The organism is Leisingera caerulea DSM 24564 (genome assembly GCF_000473325.1).
Lineage (GTDB): Bacteria > Pseudomonadota > Alphaproteobacteria > Rhodobacterales > Rhodobacteraceae > Leisingera > Leisingera caerulea.
In genome coordinates, this window is record NZ_KI421514.1 from 116,359 (window position 1) to 133,267 (window position 16,909).

Genomic DNA, 16,909 nt, shown 5'->3' on the forward strand with positions numbered 1-16,909 from the left:
CGCGCCGGGGCGCCTGTTGCAGCGTTGCCTGCGCCGGGGCCGCTGTCCGGCAGGGGGAATTTCATACACGATAACGTTCTAGTATGACGGGAAAAACATTTGAGGTCCGGCATATGACAACTCCCCCGCACGTTCCCGGCGCGTCGCCCAGGCCGGTTTCGCTGCTGCGCGAAACCGCTGTTTTTACTCTTGCCGCAGCGGCGGCCGTGCTCGTGAGCAGAGCGCTGGCAGCGTTGCTGCTGGAGATCCGCCCCGATCCAGTTCACCTGTCCGGGGCGTACCAGCATCTGCCGGTGCAGCAGCTGCAGGCCGGGCTGCTGGACGCGCTGTTGAGCCTGCACTCGCAGCCGCCGTTCTGGAACTTTCTGCTGGGACTGGCCGCCAAGGCCTGCAACGCGCAGGAGGCCTGCATGATCCAGCTGATCTGGGGCAGCCACCTGCTGCTGACGATTGTGACCGCTGTCAGCATGTTTGCTGCCCTGCGCCTGCTGACCCCGTCGCTGCGGATGGCCTGGCTGCTGCCAATGGCCTATGTGCTGTCGCCGGCCGTGTTCTACTACGAGAACTTCATCCTTTATGCCCATTTCACCTCAGCGCTTTTTGCCCTGTCCTGCCTCTGTGTCCTGCTGCTGCTGAAAACGCGCCGCACGCTGTATTTCCTGTTGTTCTGCACCTGTCTGGCGATCCTGTCGCTGACCTGGACACTGTTTCACCCGATCTACATCCTGCTGGTCGGCGGCCTGGTGCTGTACAAGGCTGGCGCAGGCCCCGCCCGCGCCGCCATACTGGCCCTGACGCTGGCGGTATCGCTGCTGCCGTCGGTCAAAAACAAAGCGGTTTTCGGCATCTTCAGTTCCGGCAGCTGGCTGGGCCTGAATGTCTCGCAAGTGGCGCCGGAGCGGATCGAGGGCTGTTCCTTCAAGACCTTCGCCGAAACCCACGGGCTGATCGGCCAGCATACCGGCAGCGCCCTGAACGATCCGCGGATGATCGAATATTCCAAAATCTGCCTGAAGAAGTCCTTGCAGGTGATTTCCGCCAGCCCCCTGCAGTATGCCGCCGGCGTGGTGGTGCGCGCCTTCACCAGCCTGTCGCTGTGGCCGAACGAATACTTTTTTCCGCCGCTGAACTGGGACCGTTTCCCCAAACTGCCCGACACCAAGCGGGTGCTGACCGAAGACAACAAGATCGTGATCGACCCCAGCCTGTCGCGGTTCCTGACGCTGGCGCTGAACCTGTTTGCGCTGATCGCACTGGCGGAGCTTGCCCGCCGGGACAGTGATCCGGCGCGCCGGGCGTTTTTTCAGGTGATGCTGCTGTCGGCAGTGCTGTTCCTCGGCGTTGCACACGCGGTGAACGGGCCGGAGCAGGAGCGTATGCGCTACACGCTGCACCCGCTGTTCTGGGGGCTTTATGCCGTGGTGCTGCTGGAGGCGGGCCGGCGCCTTAGGCGGCTGAGCGGACGCGCCGGGGCTGATAACCTGCCATCACCGGGCAGCTCGCACTAGGCTTCTGTGACCTCAATGCAAAACTGGCGCCGGGGGCACTGCTGCCCGCCCGGCGCCAGCAAATTCCCTGGCAGGGCCGAAACCCCGCGCGGCTCACATGCCCAGGGCTTCCTTGTACATTTCCAGCACCGCCTCTTCTTCGGCGATGTCGTTTTCGTCTCGCTTGCGCAGGGCGATGATCTTGCGCATCACCTTGGTGTCGTAGCCGCGCCCCTTGGCTTCGGCCATCACCTCTTTCTGCTGCTCGGCGATCGTCTTTTTCTCTTCGTCCAGACGTTCGAACCGCTCGATAAACTGGCGCAGTTCGCCAGCGGTCACACGGTAGTTTTCGCTTTTTTCGTCTTCGGTGATATCCATCTGCGGCTCCGTCGGCACATGCTGTCAGTTGCTGTCGGAGCAAGGGGATAGCGTCCCGCCCGCCGCGCCGCAAGAAGGGAAAGCTGCAGAGCTGCGCGAAGCGGCAAAAACCGGCGCCCGCGCCTGCGCGGCTTGCGCGCGCTGCGCGGATCGGCTAGGCGCGGCGGAGCGTAAAACCCTGCAGGAGCACACCAATGTTCGATCTCATCGTCTGGGCCGGAGCCGCCTTGTCCGTTGCAGGGCTGCTGGGGCTGGTCTGGTGCATCATCAAGGTCGCACGCGCCCGCCGTCAAAACCTGGATGATGACGCGCTGCGTGCTGTGGTGCAATCTGTGCTGCCCTATAATCTGGGCGCCCTGCTGCTGTCGGTACTGGGCCTGATGCTGGTGATGGTGGGTATTTTCCTGGGCTGACTCCCAGGAAGGGTTTGCCGGCCCTGCAGGACCGGCAGGCCGTCAGACGGGCATGTTATCGAACATCTCTTCCACCGCCTCTTCGCACAACGCGGCCTCAAGACGGCGGAAGCGGCGCGGCACCTCAGCCCCCTTCTTGCGCATGTGATCCAGCAGCCGGATGAATTCGGGGCGCATCGCCAGCCGGGCGGCACCTGTTTCTTTCTGAATTCTGGTTTCCAGCTGTTCGACGGTGTGAAACAGATCTTCCATTGTCATGAGCAGTCCTCCCTACGTCCTGCGATTGTGACAGTATTTCGCAACAGGAGTACGAAATCCCGCGGAATGTGGCCACCGTGCCGCAAATTTACGCATTTTTATCGGCAGGCTGCCGCTTATGCGGCTTTACTTGGCGCCCGGCGACGCTAGCGCGGCACAGCTTCACCCGCCTTGACTCAAATCAGACGGCTGCGATGATTTACCTGCACCCGCGGGTTTGAACTCCGGCGGCCTTGAAACACATTCTCAAATCAATATATGAATTCCCATAAGCCAGGGAGACCGACAGATGACCCCCGCCGTCAAAGCCTTTTTCGACGAAGCCACCAACACCGTGTCTTACGTAGTGCGCGAGCGCCAAGGCGCGGCCTGCGCCATCATCGACTCGGTCCTGGATTTTGATCACGCGGCCGGGCGCACCAGCACCGAATCCGCCGACGCAATCGCCGCCTGGGTCAAGGCAGAGGGGCTGCGGGTGGAGTGGATCCTGGAAAGCCATGTCCATGCCGACCATCTGTCTGCCGCGCCCTATCTGCAGGAACAGCTGGGGGGCAAAATCGGCATTGGCGACCGGATCACCGTGGTCCAGGACACCTTTGGCAAGATCTTCAACGAAGGCACCGAATTCCAGCGCGATGGCAGCCAGTTCGACCGGCTGTTCCGCGAAGGCGACAGCTTCATGATCGGCCAGCTGCGCGGCGAGGTGCTGCACACGCCCGGCCACACGCCCGCCTGCCTCACCTATGTGATCGGTGACGCGGCTTTTGTCGGCGATACGCTGTTCATGCCCGATTTCGGCACCGCCCGCTGCGACTTTCCCGGCGGGTCTTCTGCCGATCTATTCAACTCGATCCAGAAAATCCTGGCGCTGCCGGACGAGACCCGGATCTTCGTCGGCCATGACTACAAGGCGCCGGGCCGCGACGATTATGCCTGGGAAACCACCGTGGGCGAGCAGAAGGCGCTGAACGTGCATGTGGGCGCGGGCCGCAGCATCGAAGAATTCGTCGAAATGCGCGACGCCCGCGACGCAACGCTGGGGATGCCGCGGCTGATCCTGCCGTCGCTGCAGGTGAACATGCGCGCAGGCCAGATGCCGGAGCCGGATAACCAGGGCGATGTGTTCCTGAAAATCCCGGTGAACAAGATCTGACCGGACACACAGGGAAAGACCAAGGAAATATAATGGAAGCAGACTGGATTTGGGGACTGGGCGGCGGCCTGCTGATCGGGCTTGGCGGCGCAGTTTACCTGCTTGGCAACGGCCGGATCATGGGGGCCAGCGGCATCCTGGGCGGGCTGCTGGACGGCAGCGGCCGCAACACCGCGGCTGAGCGGACCGCCTTCATCGCCGGGGTGATTGCCATGCCGCTGCTGATCGGGCTGCTGACCGGCGGCACCCCCGATACCCATGTCACCAGCAATGCGGCGGTTCTGGTCCTTGCAGGGTTGCTGGTGGGCATCGGCACGCGGGTTGCCAACGGCTGCACTTCCGGCCACGGGGTCTGCGGTATTTCCCGCCTGTCCCTGCGCGGGATTGCGGCCACCGCCGTTTTCATGCTGGCAGGCGTCCTTACTCTGGCGGTGCTGCGCCAGCTTCTGGGGGTGATCTGATGCTGCGGATTTTTCTGGCACTGGCCGCAGGCAGCCTGTTCGGGGCTGGTCTGATGCTGTCGGGGATGACTGACACCGCCAAGGTGCAGGGGTTCCTGGATATCTTTGGCAATTGGGATCCCACGCTGGCCTTCGTGATGGGCGGTGCGCTGCTGCCGATGGCGCTCGCCTGGCGGCTGACCGAAGGGCGCAAACCGGCTGCCGGCGGCAGCTTCCCTTCGCCACCCTCAGCCGAGCTGGACCGGCGGCTTCTCCTTGGATCGGTGCTGTTCGGCATCGGCTGGGGTCTGGTGGGCCTTTGCCCCGGCCCGGCGATGGCCTCGCTCAGCTACAACAGCTGGCAGGGCGCGTTGTTCCTGGCCGCTATGGCCTGCGGCATGTTGGCCGCCCCAAGGGTCAGCCGGCATCTGGACCGGAGCGCCGCAAACGCGTAAGGACTCGGCCCATGGATGCACGCGTAATCACCCCCCGCTATTCGGTCTCGCCGCAGATCTCGGCTGAGGACCTGCCTGCCATTGCCGCCGCCGGCTATAAAATGGTGATCTGCAACCGCCCGGACGAGGAAGTGCCGCCCAGCCATCAGGCGGACGCGATCCGTTCCGCGGCGGAGGCCGCCGGTCTGCGGTTCGAGGTCCTGCCCCTGACCCACCAGACCATGACACCGGAAAACGTGGCGTTGCAGCGGGAGCTGTATGAGGGCAGCGAAGGCCCGGTGCTGGCCTACTGCGCCTCCGGCACGCGCTGTTCGGTTGTCTGGGCCCTGGGCCAAGCCAGCGACATGAGCGCGGATGACATTCTTCAAAAAACCGCGACGGCGGGCTACCAGCTGGATGGGCTGCGCCCGGCGCTGGCCTCCCTGGCAAGCCGCTGAGGTCTTGACTGCAAGGGTGCCTGTCCTGGCCGGGCAGGCAATCCAAACCCTTGGCAGCCGCCTCCAGAGACGGGGTTCCACAGGAAGCAAAGCGTGACTTGAAAGCAACCTGTTGACCGCGCTGAGGCCAACGGGTGGCCAAGTTCTTTCGGAGCTGCGCAGACTGCGACTTAATCAGGTGTTTTCAAGCCTGCTGTCAGCCGTTTTCCGTTAGCGCGCTGTCCAGTCCGGCCAGCTGCGAGATTTCTGCCGCCGCGTCATCAGCTTCGAAATCGCCGAGACCTGCGGCAGGCAAGTCAGGCAGATCCGGCAAATCGGGAAGATCCGGCAGCCCGCCGTCCAGACCATCCATGCCCAGTCCGCCATCGCCGTCGAGTCCGGACAGATCCAAGCCATCCAGCCCGCTGTCCATACCGCCCATGCCGCCGCCATCCAGCGCCGGCGCTGCTTCCAGCGCGGGCAGACCGCCATCATCCATCGGGTCCTGCAGCCCCTGGTCGGCAATACCCATGCCAAGCGCCGGCGGGGCGTCCGGCATCGCATCCATGCCGCCCCCGTCGGAAAAGGCCATTCCGTCGCCACTGCCATCGCCGGCCGGTCTGGATCCGGGCTGGTTCAGACGGACCGCACGGGATCCGTTCATCTGCCCCAGCCGTCCCTGTGCCACCGGCTTGCCACCGATGCTCAGCAGGTCGGTTTCATAAAGGAAAGCCTGATCCAACGGCAGTGTGTCGCCAACCTTGAGGCCGGCAAAGTCGCGCAGCGGCACCCGCATCTTGCACAGAACCGCGGTCAGCTCGGCGCGGATCGAATCGAGGTTGCGGCCCAAAGACGGACCCTGGGCACCGCTGCCCTGGCCTTCCTGCAGCTCCTCCGCAGTGGGCTCCGGCAGGATCAGTTTCATAACCCCCTGCATGGCGCCGCAGGCCAGATCCAGCGTCAGCTCGATCACCCGGTAATCCTCAGCCTCCATCCCCAGCACCAGGCTGCGCACGTTCTCAACCTGCGCGCCAAAGCGGTAGCCGGAGAAGATGGCCTGATCCGCGTGGCCGTCCAGCATCGACATAACCTTGGCAAAGGTACGCTCCAGAAACTCGGCGGTCATTGCAGCATCGGTGGGGGTGTAAAGCCGTTCGTCCGGCGCCTTGCCGATCACCGCACCGATGGTCTGCTGCTGGATCAGCGCAGTCACTGTGGCCGCGTCCATGCTGGCCGCACCCATCCGGCCGTTGGGGCAGTCCAGCACCACCAGCAGGTCTTTGTCTGACAGATGCTGGGCAAGATCCTCTGAGATCCGGTTGCACTGCCGGGCCGCCAGCACTGCCATCGGCAGCTCACACAGATCCGCGGCCGCGCGCGCAACGGAACGGCGCAACGCTTTCAGCGTCAAGGAGCTGTTGATTGCCCCTGCGCCTTCCTTGGTTGCTGCCAGCTTGCGTGCAAGCACACTCTGCTTACCGCTGCCCGCCTGTGCTGCTTCTGTCTCAGACATAGGCTGTTCAACCTGCCCCATACGCGTCCCGTTTCCCCGGTTTTACCCGAAAGGAGGTTAACAACTCCTGTACCTCACAGCAGGTTACGCCGCCTTTTCGCCTGCAGCGGGTAAGGAAACCCGGAAAGCGCCGCCGCTATGTCCCGGCAAGTAGCAGATATCGCCGCCGAGCCGCTGCATGACCTCGCGGCAGATTGCCAGGCCAAGCCCCGCCCCGCCCGCGCGCTCGGGGCTGACGCGGGAGAACTTCTCGAAAATCATTTGCTGGAAATCCGCGGGCACGCCGCTGCCGTTATCCGTGAAGTCGATGTGCAGCTGGCCGCCGGATACAGTGGTGGCAATGGTCAGCTCAGGTTCTTCCGCGTCGCAGTATTTCTGGGCATTGGCGATCAGGTTTATGAACACCTGCGCCAGCCGGTCGAGGTCCGAGGAAATGCGGTACGCCTCCGCCTTGGGGCTGCGATTCACTTGCAGCGGCCGGTCCGACCCCGCCAGCGCCGCGGCAACCGCATGGTCCAGCACCTCCGGCAGGGTTCCCGCCGTCATGTTGAGGCTCACCTGGCCGTTCTCCAGCACGCTGAGGTCCAGGAGGTCGTTCAGCAACCGGGTCAGCCGCAGCGTCTCGTCATGGATGATCCCGGCATAGTGGCGCTGGTCCTGCGGGCTCAGCTGGCCGTCATCGCGCAGGATTTCCGAAAAGGCCCGAATCGAGGTCATCGGCGTGCGCAGCTCGTGACTCACCTGGCTGAGAAAGGCGTCCTTCTGTTCAGAAAGCTGGGTGAGCTTTTCGTTTGTTTCCCGCAGCTTGCGCGCCGTTGCTGTCAACTCTGCCGACTGCGCCTCAAGGCGGCTGGAATACTCCAGCATCTGCGCTGTCTCATCCGCCACCGCCAGCAGATCCTGCACCGAGACCGAGGAGCCGCCGACGATCTGTCCAATCATCGCATGCGCCGCCGCGGCGCCGATGGAGGCGCTGAGCTCGCGTTCCAGCCGCTCCAGGAAGGCAGGCGTCGGCTCCGGCAGCGGGCCGCGGCCGCCCTGGCGCAGCCGCTCGCGCTGGAAGAACGCCTGCGCCTCCTGCGCGCCGAGGATCCGCTGCGACATGATCATCAGGTCTTCGGATTGCGCGACCGAGCCGGTCCAGCCGCGTGGGCCGGCGGAATGGTCGAAGACATTGACGAATTGCGCCCCCTGCAGCCTCTCCAGCGGGCTGGGGAAGCTCATCAGCGACACAAGGCAGAAGGCCAAGGCATTGAGGCTCATCGACCACATCACCGCGTGAACCGTCGGGTCCAGGCCCTCAATTCCGAACAGCGCCTCCGGGCGAAGCCAGGCAAGGCCAAAGAGGCCGTCGCGCAAAATGTGCTCCGGCAGCAGCCCGCCACCGAGCGCGGGCAGCAGCATGGTGTAGAGCCAGATGGCAAAACCCACGGTGAGCCCGGCCAGGGCGCCAGAGCGGGTGGCGCCGCGCCAGAACAGCCCGCCGACGAGTGCGGGCAGGATCTGTGCCACCCCGGCAAAGGAGATCAGGCCGATGGCCGCCAGCGCCGCGGCGCCGCCGGACAGGTGATAGTAGAAATACCCCAGCGCCATTATCACCGCGATCGACACCCGGCGGGAGAACAGCACCACGTCGCGCACATCGCCCGAGACCGAGGCGCGGCGGCTTTGCAGCCGCAGCCAGACCGGCATCACGATATGGTTTGACACCATCGTGGACAGCGCCATAGCTGCCACGATCACCATCGACGTCGCGGAGGAGAACCCGCCCAGGAACGACAGCACCGCCAGCCCCTGCTGCCCCTGCTGCAGGGGAACCGTAAGCACAAACATGTCCGGGTTGGCCCCCGCGGGCAGCAGCTCCAGCCCGACGACGGCAATCGGCACCACGAACATCGAAATCAGCAGCAGGTAGGCCGGGAAGGCCCAGGAAGCAATGCGCAGGTGGCGCTCGTCCTCATTCTCGACCACCATCACTTGGAACATCCTTGGCAGGCAGACAAAGGCGGCAGCGGCCAGGAAGGTGATGGTCGCCCAGCGGCTGCCGTCCACGTTCCACTGGCCGATCTGCGAGGCATCAATGCGCTGCAGCGTTCCGCCGACGCCGCCCGCCACGCCCCAGACCACAAACACGCCTACTGCCAGCAGCGCCGCCAGCTTGACGATTGCCTCCAGCGCAATGGCGGTCACCACCCCGTGGTGGCGCTCGTTGGCGTTGAGGTTGCGGGTGCCGAACAGGATTGCAAACACTGCCAGCCCGGCGGCCACCCAGAACACGGTCGAGGTCTCGTTGTAGCCGCGCAGCGGATCGGCCTCGGCAAAGATGGCAAAGGACAGGGTAACCGATTGCAACTGCAGCGAGATATAGGGGGTGACGCCGATCACCGCGAGGATGGTCACCCCGGTGGCCAGCAGGTTCGACTTGCCATAGCGCGAAGATATCAGGTCGGCGATGGAGGTGATGCGCTGGCTGCGCCCGATCCGCACCAGCTTGCGCAGGCCCCACCACCAGCCGATCATCACCAGCGAAGGGCCAAGGTAGATGGTCACAAACTCCAGCCCCGAGCGCGCCGCATAGCCGACCGCACCGTAAAAGGTCCAGGCGGTGCAGTAGACCGACAGCGACAGCGTGTAGATCAGCGGCGAGCGCATCCACGCTGCACTGCGGCCGCGGGTGGCCATCCGGTCGGCCCAGAAGGCGATGAAGAACAGAAAGGCCACATAGGCAAGGCAGACAAAGGCCAGCACATTCAGGGAAGCCATCAGCCGTTCTCCCCGCCTTCGGGCCTGTCTTCGGACCTGTCATCGGGCCGGTCACCGGGCAGCTCTGCCCCGTCCGGCCCGCCGCCGGTCCAGTGGTCGGCCCACCGCTGCACCGTCAGGCTGAAGGCGACACAGGCGCCGATCAGCCCGATCCAGACCGCAAACACATAGATGATGGCCGACGACATGCTGACCCCATCCCGTGCCGCCGGATGAGTCGAGGCTTCGGGCCAGAGCAGCGGCAGCGCCAGCAGCAGCACCCCCAGCACCGGCAGCAGCCGGGCGATGTCCATCAGGCGGCGGCGGCGGTAGGTCTGGCGCTCCGCGCGGGTGCCCGTTTGCTCTCTGGGGCCGCCGTCCCGGGTCATCCCTGCCCGGCCTGGGCGTGCAGGTCGCGCACTGCGGTCAGCACCTCGGCATTGGAAAAGGGTTTTGTCATGAAGCGGCTGACGCCCGCTTTTTCGGCCATCTCGCGGTCCCGCATCTGGCCGCGGGCGGTCAGCATCAGCACCGGCAGTTTCTGCATCGCAGCCTCGGCGCGCAGTTCGCGGACGATCTCCAGCCCGCTTTTACCGGGCAGCATCAGATCGAGAATCACCAGATCCGGATTGGCATCCCGGATCACCTCCACTGCGGTGGCGCCATCGGTATGGGCATCCACGCTCCACCCGTCGCGGATCAGCAGAAACCGGATGGCCTCGGTGATATTCGGCTCATCTTCGATCAGTACAACATGCCTGCCCATCAGCAGAATTTCCTCCCGGCGCTCCCTGCCGGCCAGGCCGGTGCGGGCACGCATTCCTTTTTGCGCAGGTTAGCCCCGCGGCCCTGCGGCTGTCAAAACTCTTCCTTCAGGATCGACGGCTCGCGCCGGGCCGGACAGCCCTGGCGCGGGCAGATCCGGCAGCTGGCTCCGACCGGCTGCGGGTCCTGCGCCTCCTGCCCGTCCGGAAGGATCAGCATCACCGCACGGTACAGGGGATCGGCTCCGAAATCCGGCATCTGCAACGGCCAGGCCACCGCCATGCAGTCAAAGGCGGCGGCATTGCGCCCCTGCTGCACCACATTGCGCCGCACCGGCACATGCGGCCGCACCAGCGCGGTGTACAGCGGCCACAGCGGGCAGGACGCTCCGAACCGCGGCATGGCAAAGCCGGTGACCGGTTTGCGGAACAACAGAGTGCCGGAGGCATCGCAGATCACCAGCCCGGCTTCCCGACCCAGCACGTCCTCGGGCAGCGCCGCCAGCCGCCGCAGCACCGCAGGCAGTTCGCAGCCGAATTGCTGCGCCAGGGCCACCGGGTCCAGCCCGCCGGAACGGACCTCCAGCGCTATTGCCGGCAGCGGCATGGCGCGGGCATCCGCCTGATATTGCTCCAGCGCGGCGCGGGCCAGGCTGCGGGCGGCTTCGCTGACCAGCTCCGGAGCGTCTTGCACCAGATCCTGCGGCGCCGCGGTGCCTTCCTCCAGCTCCGGAAAATGGAAGCCGCTGGCCTGCAGGAAGGCCTCGGCCTCCTCCTGCGGCATGCCGCGGCGGTCCTCGCCGGTGTCGCCCTCATCCAGAAAGCTGACCAGGGCCCGGCTGCTTTCCGACAGGCGCAGCGAATCCTCGTTAAGGTTCTTGTGGAAGCGGTCGCGCCATTCCGGCTCCAATTCGCCGGTTTCCGCCAGGATCGACGCGGTTGAGCGGATCGCCGCTGCGGTTGACAGCACCTCATGCACCGAGGCCGCCAGGTTCGGGTCATGGGTCAGCCGGTCTGAGAGTGTCTCAACCGTGCGCTCCAGCGTGGCGATGCGGCGGTGGCCGGACGCCAGCACCTCGGCCCAGCCCGGGAAGCGGCCGGCGAATTCATCCACCCGGTCCAGCTCTGCCACCGGCACGCCGCTGTCCGCCGCCGCCTCCCGCAGGGTGGAGATCAGCGCCGCCTCCGCCCCTTCGCTCAGCATCGAGGGTTCGACCCCCAAAACCCCGGCAATATCCACCAGCAGCTTGCCGCCGATTCTGCGCCGGTTGTGCTCGATCAGGTTGAGATAAGAGGCTGAAATTCCTGCTTCCCGCGCCAATTCAGCCTGACGCACCCCAAGGATGAGCCTGCGTTCGCGGATCCGGCTGCCAGTGAGGGTGTCGCGTGCCATTCAGGCTGGCCTCCCAAAACACTTCCAATTCAAGGGCTTTCTGCAACGCAATATAAGTTTGTTTACAGAACGCCACGGAATATTGTTCATTTATTTACAGAATTTTCAAGCTGCAAAAGGGTTTTATTGCTTGGGTTTACATGACGCTCTCATACTGATTTTGCACGCAAAGTGCTGGTACCGCGCAGAAGTGAGGAGCTGCAAGGCACCAATCATATTAGGGAGGAATACATGTCTAAATTTGACGTTTCGCGCCGTGGTCTCATCAAGACCGGCGCAATCGCAGGCGCCGGTGTGGCGCTGCCAACCATCTTCACCGCCTCTTCCGCAGCCGCCTTTACCAACGAACCAACCGGCAGCACCGTCACTCTGGGCTTCAACGTGCCGCAAACCGGCCCCTATGCCGACGAAGGCGCCGACGAGCTGCGCGCCTACGAACTCGCGGTCGAGCACCTGAACGGCGGCGGCGACGGCGGCATGATGAACACCTTCAGCTCCAAGGCGCTGCAGGGCAACGGTATCCTGGGCAAGAAGGTGGAATACGTCACCGGCGACACCCAGACCAAATCCGACGCCGCCCGCGCCTCTGCCAAGTCGATGATTGAAAAGGACGGCGCGGTGATGATCACCGGCGGCTCCTCCTCCGGTGTGGCGATTGCCGTTCAGGGCCTCTGCCAGGAGGCAGGTGTGATCTTCATGGCGGGCCTCACCCACTCCAATGATACCACCGGCAAGGATAAGAAGGCCAACGGCTTCCGCCACTTCTTCAACGGCTACATGTCGGGCGCGGCGCTGGCGCCGGTGCTGAAGAACCTCTATGGCACCGACCGCACCGCCTATCACCTGACCGCGGACTACACCTGGGGCTGGACCCAGGAAGAATCGATCGCCGCGGCCACCGAGGCCTTGGGCTGGCAGACGGTGAACAAGGTCCGCACCCCGCTGGCGGCCACCGACTTCTCCTCCTACATCGCGCCGGTTCTGAATTCGGGCGCCGACGTGCTGGTGCTGAACCACTATGGCGGCAACATGGTGAATTCGCTGACCAACGCGGTGCAGTTCGGCCTGCGCGAGAAGGTCGTGAACGGCAAGAACTTCGAAATCGTGGTGCCGCTCTACTCCCGCCTGATGGCCAAGGGCGCAGGCGAGAACGTGAAGGGCATCCACGGCTCCACCAACTGGCACTGGACGCTGCAGGATGAAGGCTCCAAGGCCTTTGTGAAGTCCTTCGGCACGAAATACGGCTTCCCGCCGAGCCAGGCCGCGCACACCTGCTATGTGCAGACCCTGCTTTATGCAGACGCGGTCGAGCGCGCAGGCAGCTTTAACCCCTGTGCGGTTGTGGAAGCGCTGGAGGGCTATGAGTTCGACGGTCTGGGCAACGGTCCGACCCTCTACCGCGCCGAAGACCACCAGTGCTTCAAGGATGTCCTGGTGGTGCGCGGCAAAGAGAACCCGACCTCGGAATTCGACCTGCTGGAAGTTGTCGAGGTCACTCCGCGGGCACAGGTGGAATACGCCCCCGATCACCCGATGTTCGCTGGCGGCAACCTGGGCGCCTGCAACCCGGGCGCATAAGCCAGCCGCAGGGCACCGGAATTTTCTGAAAAATTCCGGGCCGGAGTCCGAGCCGGACTCCGGCTGCCCCAACCGGCCCGTCCGCTCCCCCGCCGGACGGGCCATCCCTGACCTGACGAACGGTGGGACCCATGGACGCCATTCTCCTGCAAATCCTGAACGGGCTCGACAAGGGCTCGGCCTATGCGCTGATCGCGCTGGGATTGACACTTATTTTCGGCACGCTGGGCGTGGTGAACTTTGCCCATGGGGCCCTGTTCATGATCGGCGCCTTCTGCGCCGTCACCCTGCAGCGCATTCTGAACCTCAGCTTTGAAGTCGTCGACGAGACCCAGACCGACTTCCTCGGCAACCCGCTCAAGGTGAAAACCCCCTATGTCGAGGCCTGGTTCGGCCCCGAGTTCGGCGGTGCCATCATCGACTGGGCGGTGCCGCTGGCGATCCTCTTTGCGATCCCGATCATGATCGGCGTCGGCTATGTGATGGAGCGCGGGCTGATCAAGCATTTCTACAAACGCCCCCATGCAGACCAGATCCTGGTGACCTTCGGCCTCGCCATCGTGCTGCAGGAAGTGGTCAAGTATTTCTACGGCGCCAACCCGATCCAGACCCCGGCGCCGGACGCGCTGAACGGGGTGATGAACCTGGGCGCCGTGATCGGCATGGACATCATCTATCCGGTCTGGCGCGTTGTCTATTTCTTCTTTGCCGTGCTGATCATCGGCGGCATCTTCAGCTTCCTGCAGTTCACCACCTTCGGCATGGTGGTGCGGGCAGGCATGGCCGACCGCGAGACCGTGGGCCTTCTGGGCATCAACATCGACCGCCGCTTTACCATCATGTTCGGCATCGCCGCCGCTGTCGCGGGTCTGGCCGGCGTCATGTACACGCCGATCAACTCGCCCAACTATCACATGGGCATGGACTTCCTGGTCCTCAGCTTCGTGGTGGTGGTCGTCGGCGGCATGGGCTCCCTGCCCGGCGCGGTGCTGGCCGGTTTCCTGCTGGGCGTTCTGGAAAGCTTTGCCTCGATGAACGAGATCAAGTCTCTGATCCCCGGCATCGACCAGATCATCATCTATGTGGTCGCAATCATCATTCTGCTGACCCGCCCGCGGGGCCTGATGGGCCGCAAAGGCGTGATGGAGGACTAAGACATGTTCGGACTGGACAAAAAAGACACATCCCTGCTGATCATCGTCGCCATCCTGACGCTGTTTGCGCCCTTCATCCTGAACCCCTTCCCGACCGGCAGCGCCATGGCGCAGTTCAACGCGGGCTATCCGGACCTGATGCAGCGTTTCGTGATCTTCGGAATCTTCGCCATCGGCTTCAACATCCTGTTCGGCCTCACCGGCTACCTGTCGTTCGGCCATGCGGCCTTCCTCGGGGCCGGCTCCTACTCCGCCGTCTGGATGTTCAAGCTCATCGGTATGAACGTTATCCCGGCGATTGTGCTGTCGGTCATTGTCGCGGGCCTGTTTGCGCTGCTGATCGGCTTTGTCAGCTTGCGCCGCTCCGGCATCTACTTCTCGATCCTGACGCTGGCCTTTGCACAGATGTCCTTCAACCTCGCCTATTCGGTGCTGACACCAATCACCAACGGCGAGACCGGACTGCAGCTGACGCTGGAAGACCCCCGCATCCTGGGCGTCTCCGCCACCGCCGACGGCTCGATCCCCGTGACCAACCTGTTCGGGCTGGAAATGCGCTCCACCTTTGAGCTGGCCGTCGGCCCCTGGGCGTTCCAGTTCAACGCAGGCTACTACCTGTGCGCGCTGATCATGCTGGCCGCCTTCTATCTGTCGATCCGCATCTTCCGCTCGCCCTTCGGCATGATGCTGCGGGCGGTGAAATCGAACCAGCAGCGGATGAACTACACCGGCCTCAACACCCGGCCCTACACGCTGGCGGCCTTTGTGATCTCCGGCATGTATGCTGGCCTTGCAGGCGGTCTGATGGCCTCGATGGACCCGCTGGCAGGCGCTGAGCGGATGCAGTGGACCGCCTCCGGCGAAGTGGTTCTGATGACCATCCTGGGCGGTGCCGGCACGCTGATCGGCCCGGTGCTGGGCGCAGGTTTCATCAAGTACTTCGAGAACATCTTCTCCAAGATCAACGACAACGTGCTGCACAGCTGGTTCAGCTTCCTGCCCGATGGAATGGAGGACGCAGTGGTCTTCCTGATCCACCCTTTCATCGGCAAGGGCTGGCACCTGACGCTGGGCATCCTGTTCATGCTGGTGGTGATCTTCCTGCCCGGCGGCCTGGTTGAGGGCGGCCAGCGGATCAAGGGCTGGCTCAGCGGCCGCAAGGCCAAGGACAGCAAAGCCTCCGGCGAAACCAACCCCGCGGAATAAGGAGACAGAACAATGGGTATCCTTGAAGTCAAAGACGTGGGGAAACGGTTCGGCGGCCTGCAGGCGCTGTCCGACGTGAACCTCAGCGTTCAGGAAAACTCGGTCCATGCGATCATCGGGCCGAACGGCGCGGGCAAGTCCACCCTGCTCAACTGCCTGGTGGGCAAACTGATCCCCGACACAGGCTCGGTCATGTTCGACGGCCAGTCGGTGCTGGGCCGCGCGCCCTATGAGATCAACCAGATGGGCATCAGCCGCGTGTTCCAGACGCCGGAAATCTTTGGCGATCTGACGGTGCTGGAAAACATGATGATCCCCTGCTTCGCCAAACGGGACGGCGCGTTTGAGCTGAACGCCCTGTCCGCGGTGCTGAAGCAGAAGGACATCCTGCAGAAGGCCGAGCATATGCTGGAAGAGATGAACATGGCGGACAAGCGGCACATGCACGCCGCCGCCATGTCCCGCGGCGACAAGCGGCGGCTGGAGATCGGCATGTGCCTGTCGCAAGAGCCGCGCCTGCTGCTGCTGGACGAGCCCACCGCCGGCATGGCGCGGGCCGACACCAACAACACCATCGACCTGCTGAAACAGATCAGCGACGAGCGCGACATCACCATCGCCATCATCGAACACGACATGCATGTGGTGTTTTCCCTCGCCAACCGGATCACCGTGCTGGCCCAGGGTACCCCGCTGGTAGAGGACGACCCGCAGAACATCCGCGGCAACCCGAAGGTGCGCGAAGCCTATCTGGGCGAAAGCGCGTAAAGGAGAAACACCATGAATGTGAAACCCGATTTCTCCAAACACGCCAATGTGGCGACGACCGCCCCGGCCTTCCTTTCGGTCTGGGATGTGCATGCCTACTACGGCGAGAGCTACATCGTGCAGGGCATCAACTTTAACGTCCATGAGGGCGAAATCCTGGCGCTGCTGGGCCGCAACGGCGCGGGCAAAACCTCGACCCTGCGCTCGATCGCCCGCACCGGCTCCCCCATGGTGACACGGGGCGAGATCTGGCTGGACCATAAGCCGCTGCACAAGATGACATCCTATGAGGCCGCTGCCGAGGGTCTGGGCCTTGTTCCCGAAGATCGCCGCATCATTCCCGGCCTGACGGTCGAGGAGAACCTGCAACTGGCGCAGATCGCCCCGCCCATCGGCTGGTCACTGGAGCGGCTTTACGACCTGTTCCCGCGCCTGGGCGAGCGGCGCAAGCAGGAGGGCGTGACGCTTTCGGGCGGTGAGCAGCAGATGCTGGCCATAGCCCGGGCGCTGGCCCGCGACATCAAGGTGCTTTTGCTGGATGAACCCTACGAGGGTCTTGCCCCGGTGATCGTGGACGAGATCGAAAAGACCCTCATCCACATCAAGGAACAGGGCATGACAACCATCATTGTCGAGCAGAACGCGGTCCGCGCCCTGGAACTGGCGGACCGTGCGGTGATCCTCGATACCGGCGGCATCGTCTTTGACGGCACTGCCGCCGAGGTCCTGGAAAACGAGGAGCTGCGCGCCGAATACCTGGCGATCTAAGACGCGCCCCAAAATCTTTACCT

General features: G+C 63.9%; 18 protein-coding genes. 11 read left to right on the top strand and 7 right to left on the bottom strand.

All coding sequences use genetic code 11. From position 1 onward, the window contains the following. The first annotated feature begins 113 nt into the window (after positions 1–113). On the top strand, positions 114–1,508 hold the full coding sequence (locus CAER_RS0125085) for a hypothetical protein (protein WP_027237942.1): 1,395 nt from the start codon (positions 114–116) through the stop codon (positions 1,506–1,508). 93 nt (positions 1,509–1,601) lie between these two features. Here the strand turns inward: CAER_RS0125085 and CAER_RS0125090 are convergent, their stop codons facing one another. Continuing rightward, complete coding sequence (locus CAER_RS0125090) at positions 1,602–1,865, bottom strand: DUF2312 domain-containing protein (protein WP_008553759.1); 264 nt, start codon at positions 1,863–1,865, stop codon at positions 1,602–1,604. A gap of 194 nt (positions 1,866–2,059) precedes the next feature. Here CAER_RS0125090 and CAER_RS0125095 point away from each other — a divergent pair, with 194 nt between their 5' ends. After that, positions 2,060–2,278: a hypothetical protein gene (locus CAER_RS0125095; RefSeq protein ID WP_027237943.1), complete on the top strand. Its 219-nt coding sequence runs from the start codon at positions 2,060–2,062 to the stop codon at positions 2,276–2,278. 42 nt (positions 2,279–2,320) lie between these two features. On the opposite strand, the gene CAER_RS0125100 is transcribed toward CAER_RS0125095, so the two are convergent. After that, a complete protein-coding gene (locus CAER_RS0125100) occupies positions 2,321–2,536 on the bottom strand; it encodes a hypothetical protein (protein ID WP_008556452.1) in 216 nt (71 codons plus the stop codon). 289 nt (positions 2,537–2,825) lie between these two features. Here CAER_RS0125100 and CAER_RS0125105 point away from each other — a divergent pair, with 289 nt between their 5' ends. From CAER_RS0125105 to CAER_RS0125120, 4 genes are read left to right on the top strand one after another with little or no spacing between them, the layout of a single operon-like run. Next, positions 2,826–3,689: an MBL fold metallo-hydrolase gene (locus tag CAER_RS0125105; protein WP_027237944.1), complete on the top strand. Its 864-nt coding sequence runs from the start codon at positions 2,826–2,828 to the stop codon at positions 3,687–3,689. A 32-nt stretch (positions 3,690–3,721) separates the two neighbouring features. Continuing rightward, positions 3,722–4,150, top strand: coding sequence for a YeeE/YedE family protein (locus CAER_RS0125110; protein ID WP_027237945.1), 429 nt, complete (start codon positions 3,722–3,724; stop codon positions 4,148–4,150). Further along, entirely contained in the window at positions 4,150–4,584 is a 435-nt protein-coding gene (locus CAER_RS0125115; RefSeq protein WP_209320224.1) for a DUF6691 family protein, read from the top strand. The genes CAER_RS0125110 and CAER_RS0125115 overlap by 1 nt, the downstream gene beginning before the upstream one ends. An 11-nt stretch (positions 4,585–4,595) precedes the next feature. Further along, on the top strand, positions 4,596–5,021 hold the full coding sequence (locus tag CAER_RS0125120; protein ID WP_027237947.1) for a protein tyrosine phosphatase family protein: 426 nt from the start codon (positions 4,596–4,598) through the stop codon (positions 5,019–5,021). A 196-nt stretch (positions 5,022–5,217) separates the two neighbouring features. Here the strand turns inward: CAER_RS0125120 and CAER_RS0125125 are convergent, their stop codons facing one another. The 5 genes from CAER_RS0125125 to CAER_RS0125145 all read right to left on the bottom strand — a co-directional run bounded on the left by CAER_RS0125125 (position 5,218) and on the right by CAER_RS0125145 (position 11,412). Continuing rightward, the gene (locus tag CAER_RS0125125) at positions 5,218–6,513 is read right to left on the bottom strand and encodes a FliM/FliN family flagellar motor switch protein (RefSeq protein ID WP_027237948.1); all 1,296 of its coding nucleotides are present in this window, start codon (positions 6,511–6,513) and stop codon (positions 5,218–5,220) included. Positions 6,514–6,597: 84 nt separating this feature from the next. Next, a complete protein-coding gene (locus tag CAER_RS0125130; protein ID WP_027237949.1) occupies positions 6,598–9,276 on the bottom strand; it encodes an ATP-binding protein in 2,679 nt (892 codons plus the stop codon). Next, entirely contained in the window at positions 9,276–9,644 is a 369-nt protein-coding gene (locus tag CAER_RS28535; protein WP_051357886.1) for a hypothetical protein, read from the bottom strand. The genes CAER_RS0125130 and CAER_RS28535 overlap by 1 nt, the downstream gene beginning before the upstream one ends. Further along, positions 9,641–10,021: a response regulator transcription factor gene (locus CAER_RS0125140; RefSeq protein WP_027237950.1), complete on the bottom strand. Its 381-nt coding sequence runs from the start codon at positions 10,019–10,021 to the stop codon at positions 9,641–9,643. The genes CAER_RS28535 and CAER_RS0125140 overlap by 4 nt, the downstream gene beginning before the upstream one ends. 92 nt (positions 10,022–10,113) lie before the next feature. Further along, positions 10,114–11,412 (bottom strand): short-chain fatty acyl-CoA regulator family protein, encoded by a 1,299-nt coding sequence (locus CAER_RS0125145; protein WP_027237951.1) that lies wholly within the window; start codon positions 11,410–11,412, stop codon positions 10,114–10,116. 231 nt (positions 11,413–11,643) lie between these two features. On the opposite strand from CAER_RS0125145, the gene CAER_RS0125150 reads away from it, so the two are divergent. The 5 genes from CAER_RS0125150 (at position 11,644) to CAER_RS0125170 (ending at position 16,886) form a co-directional block, all read left to right on the top strand. Beyond that, positions 11,644–12,990, top strand: a complete 1,347-nt coding sequence (locus CAER_RS0125150; protein ID WP_027237952.1) for a substrate-binding protein — start codon at positions 11,644–11,646, stop codon at positions 12,988–12,990. A gap of 131 nt (positions 12,991–13,121) precedes the next feature. Beyond that, a complete protein-coding gene (locus tag CAER_RS0125155) occupies positions 13,122–14,144 on the top strand; it encodes a branched-chain amino acid ABC transporter permease (protein WP_027237953.1) in 1,023 nt (340 codons plus the stop codon). A gap of 3 nt (positions 14,145–14,147) precedes the next feature. Further along, entirely contained in the window at positions 14,148–15,350 is a 1,203-nt protein-coding gene (locus CAER_RS0125160) for a branched-chain amino acid ABC transporter permease (protein WP_027237954.1), read from the top strand. Between the two features lie 12 nt (positions 15,351–15,362). Then, positions 15,363–16,118: an ABC transporter ATP-binding protein gene (locus CAER_RS0125165; protein WP_027237955.1), complete on the top strand. Its 756-nt coding sequence runs from the start codon at positions 15,363–15,365 to the stop codon at positions 16,116–16,118. A gap of 12 nt (positions 16,119–16,130) precedes the next feature. Beyond that, on the top strand, positions 16,131–16,886 hold the full coding sequence (locus CAER_RS0125170) for an ABC transporter ATP-binding protein (protein ID WP_027237956.1): 756 nt from the start codon (positions 16,131–16,133) through the stop codon (positions 16,884–16,886). Positions 16,887–16,909: the final 23 nt, after the last annotated feature.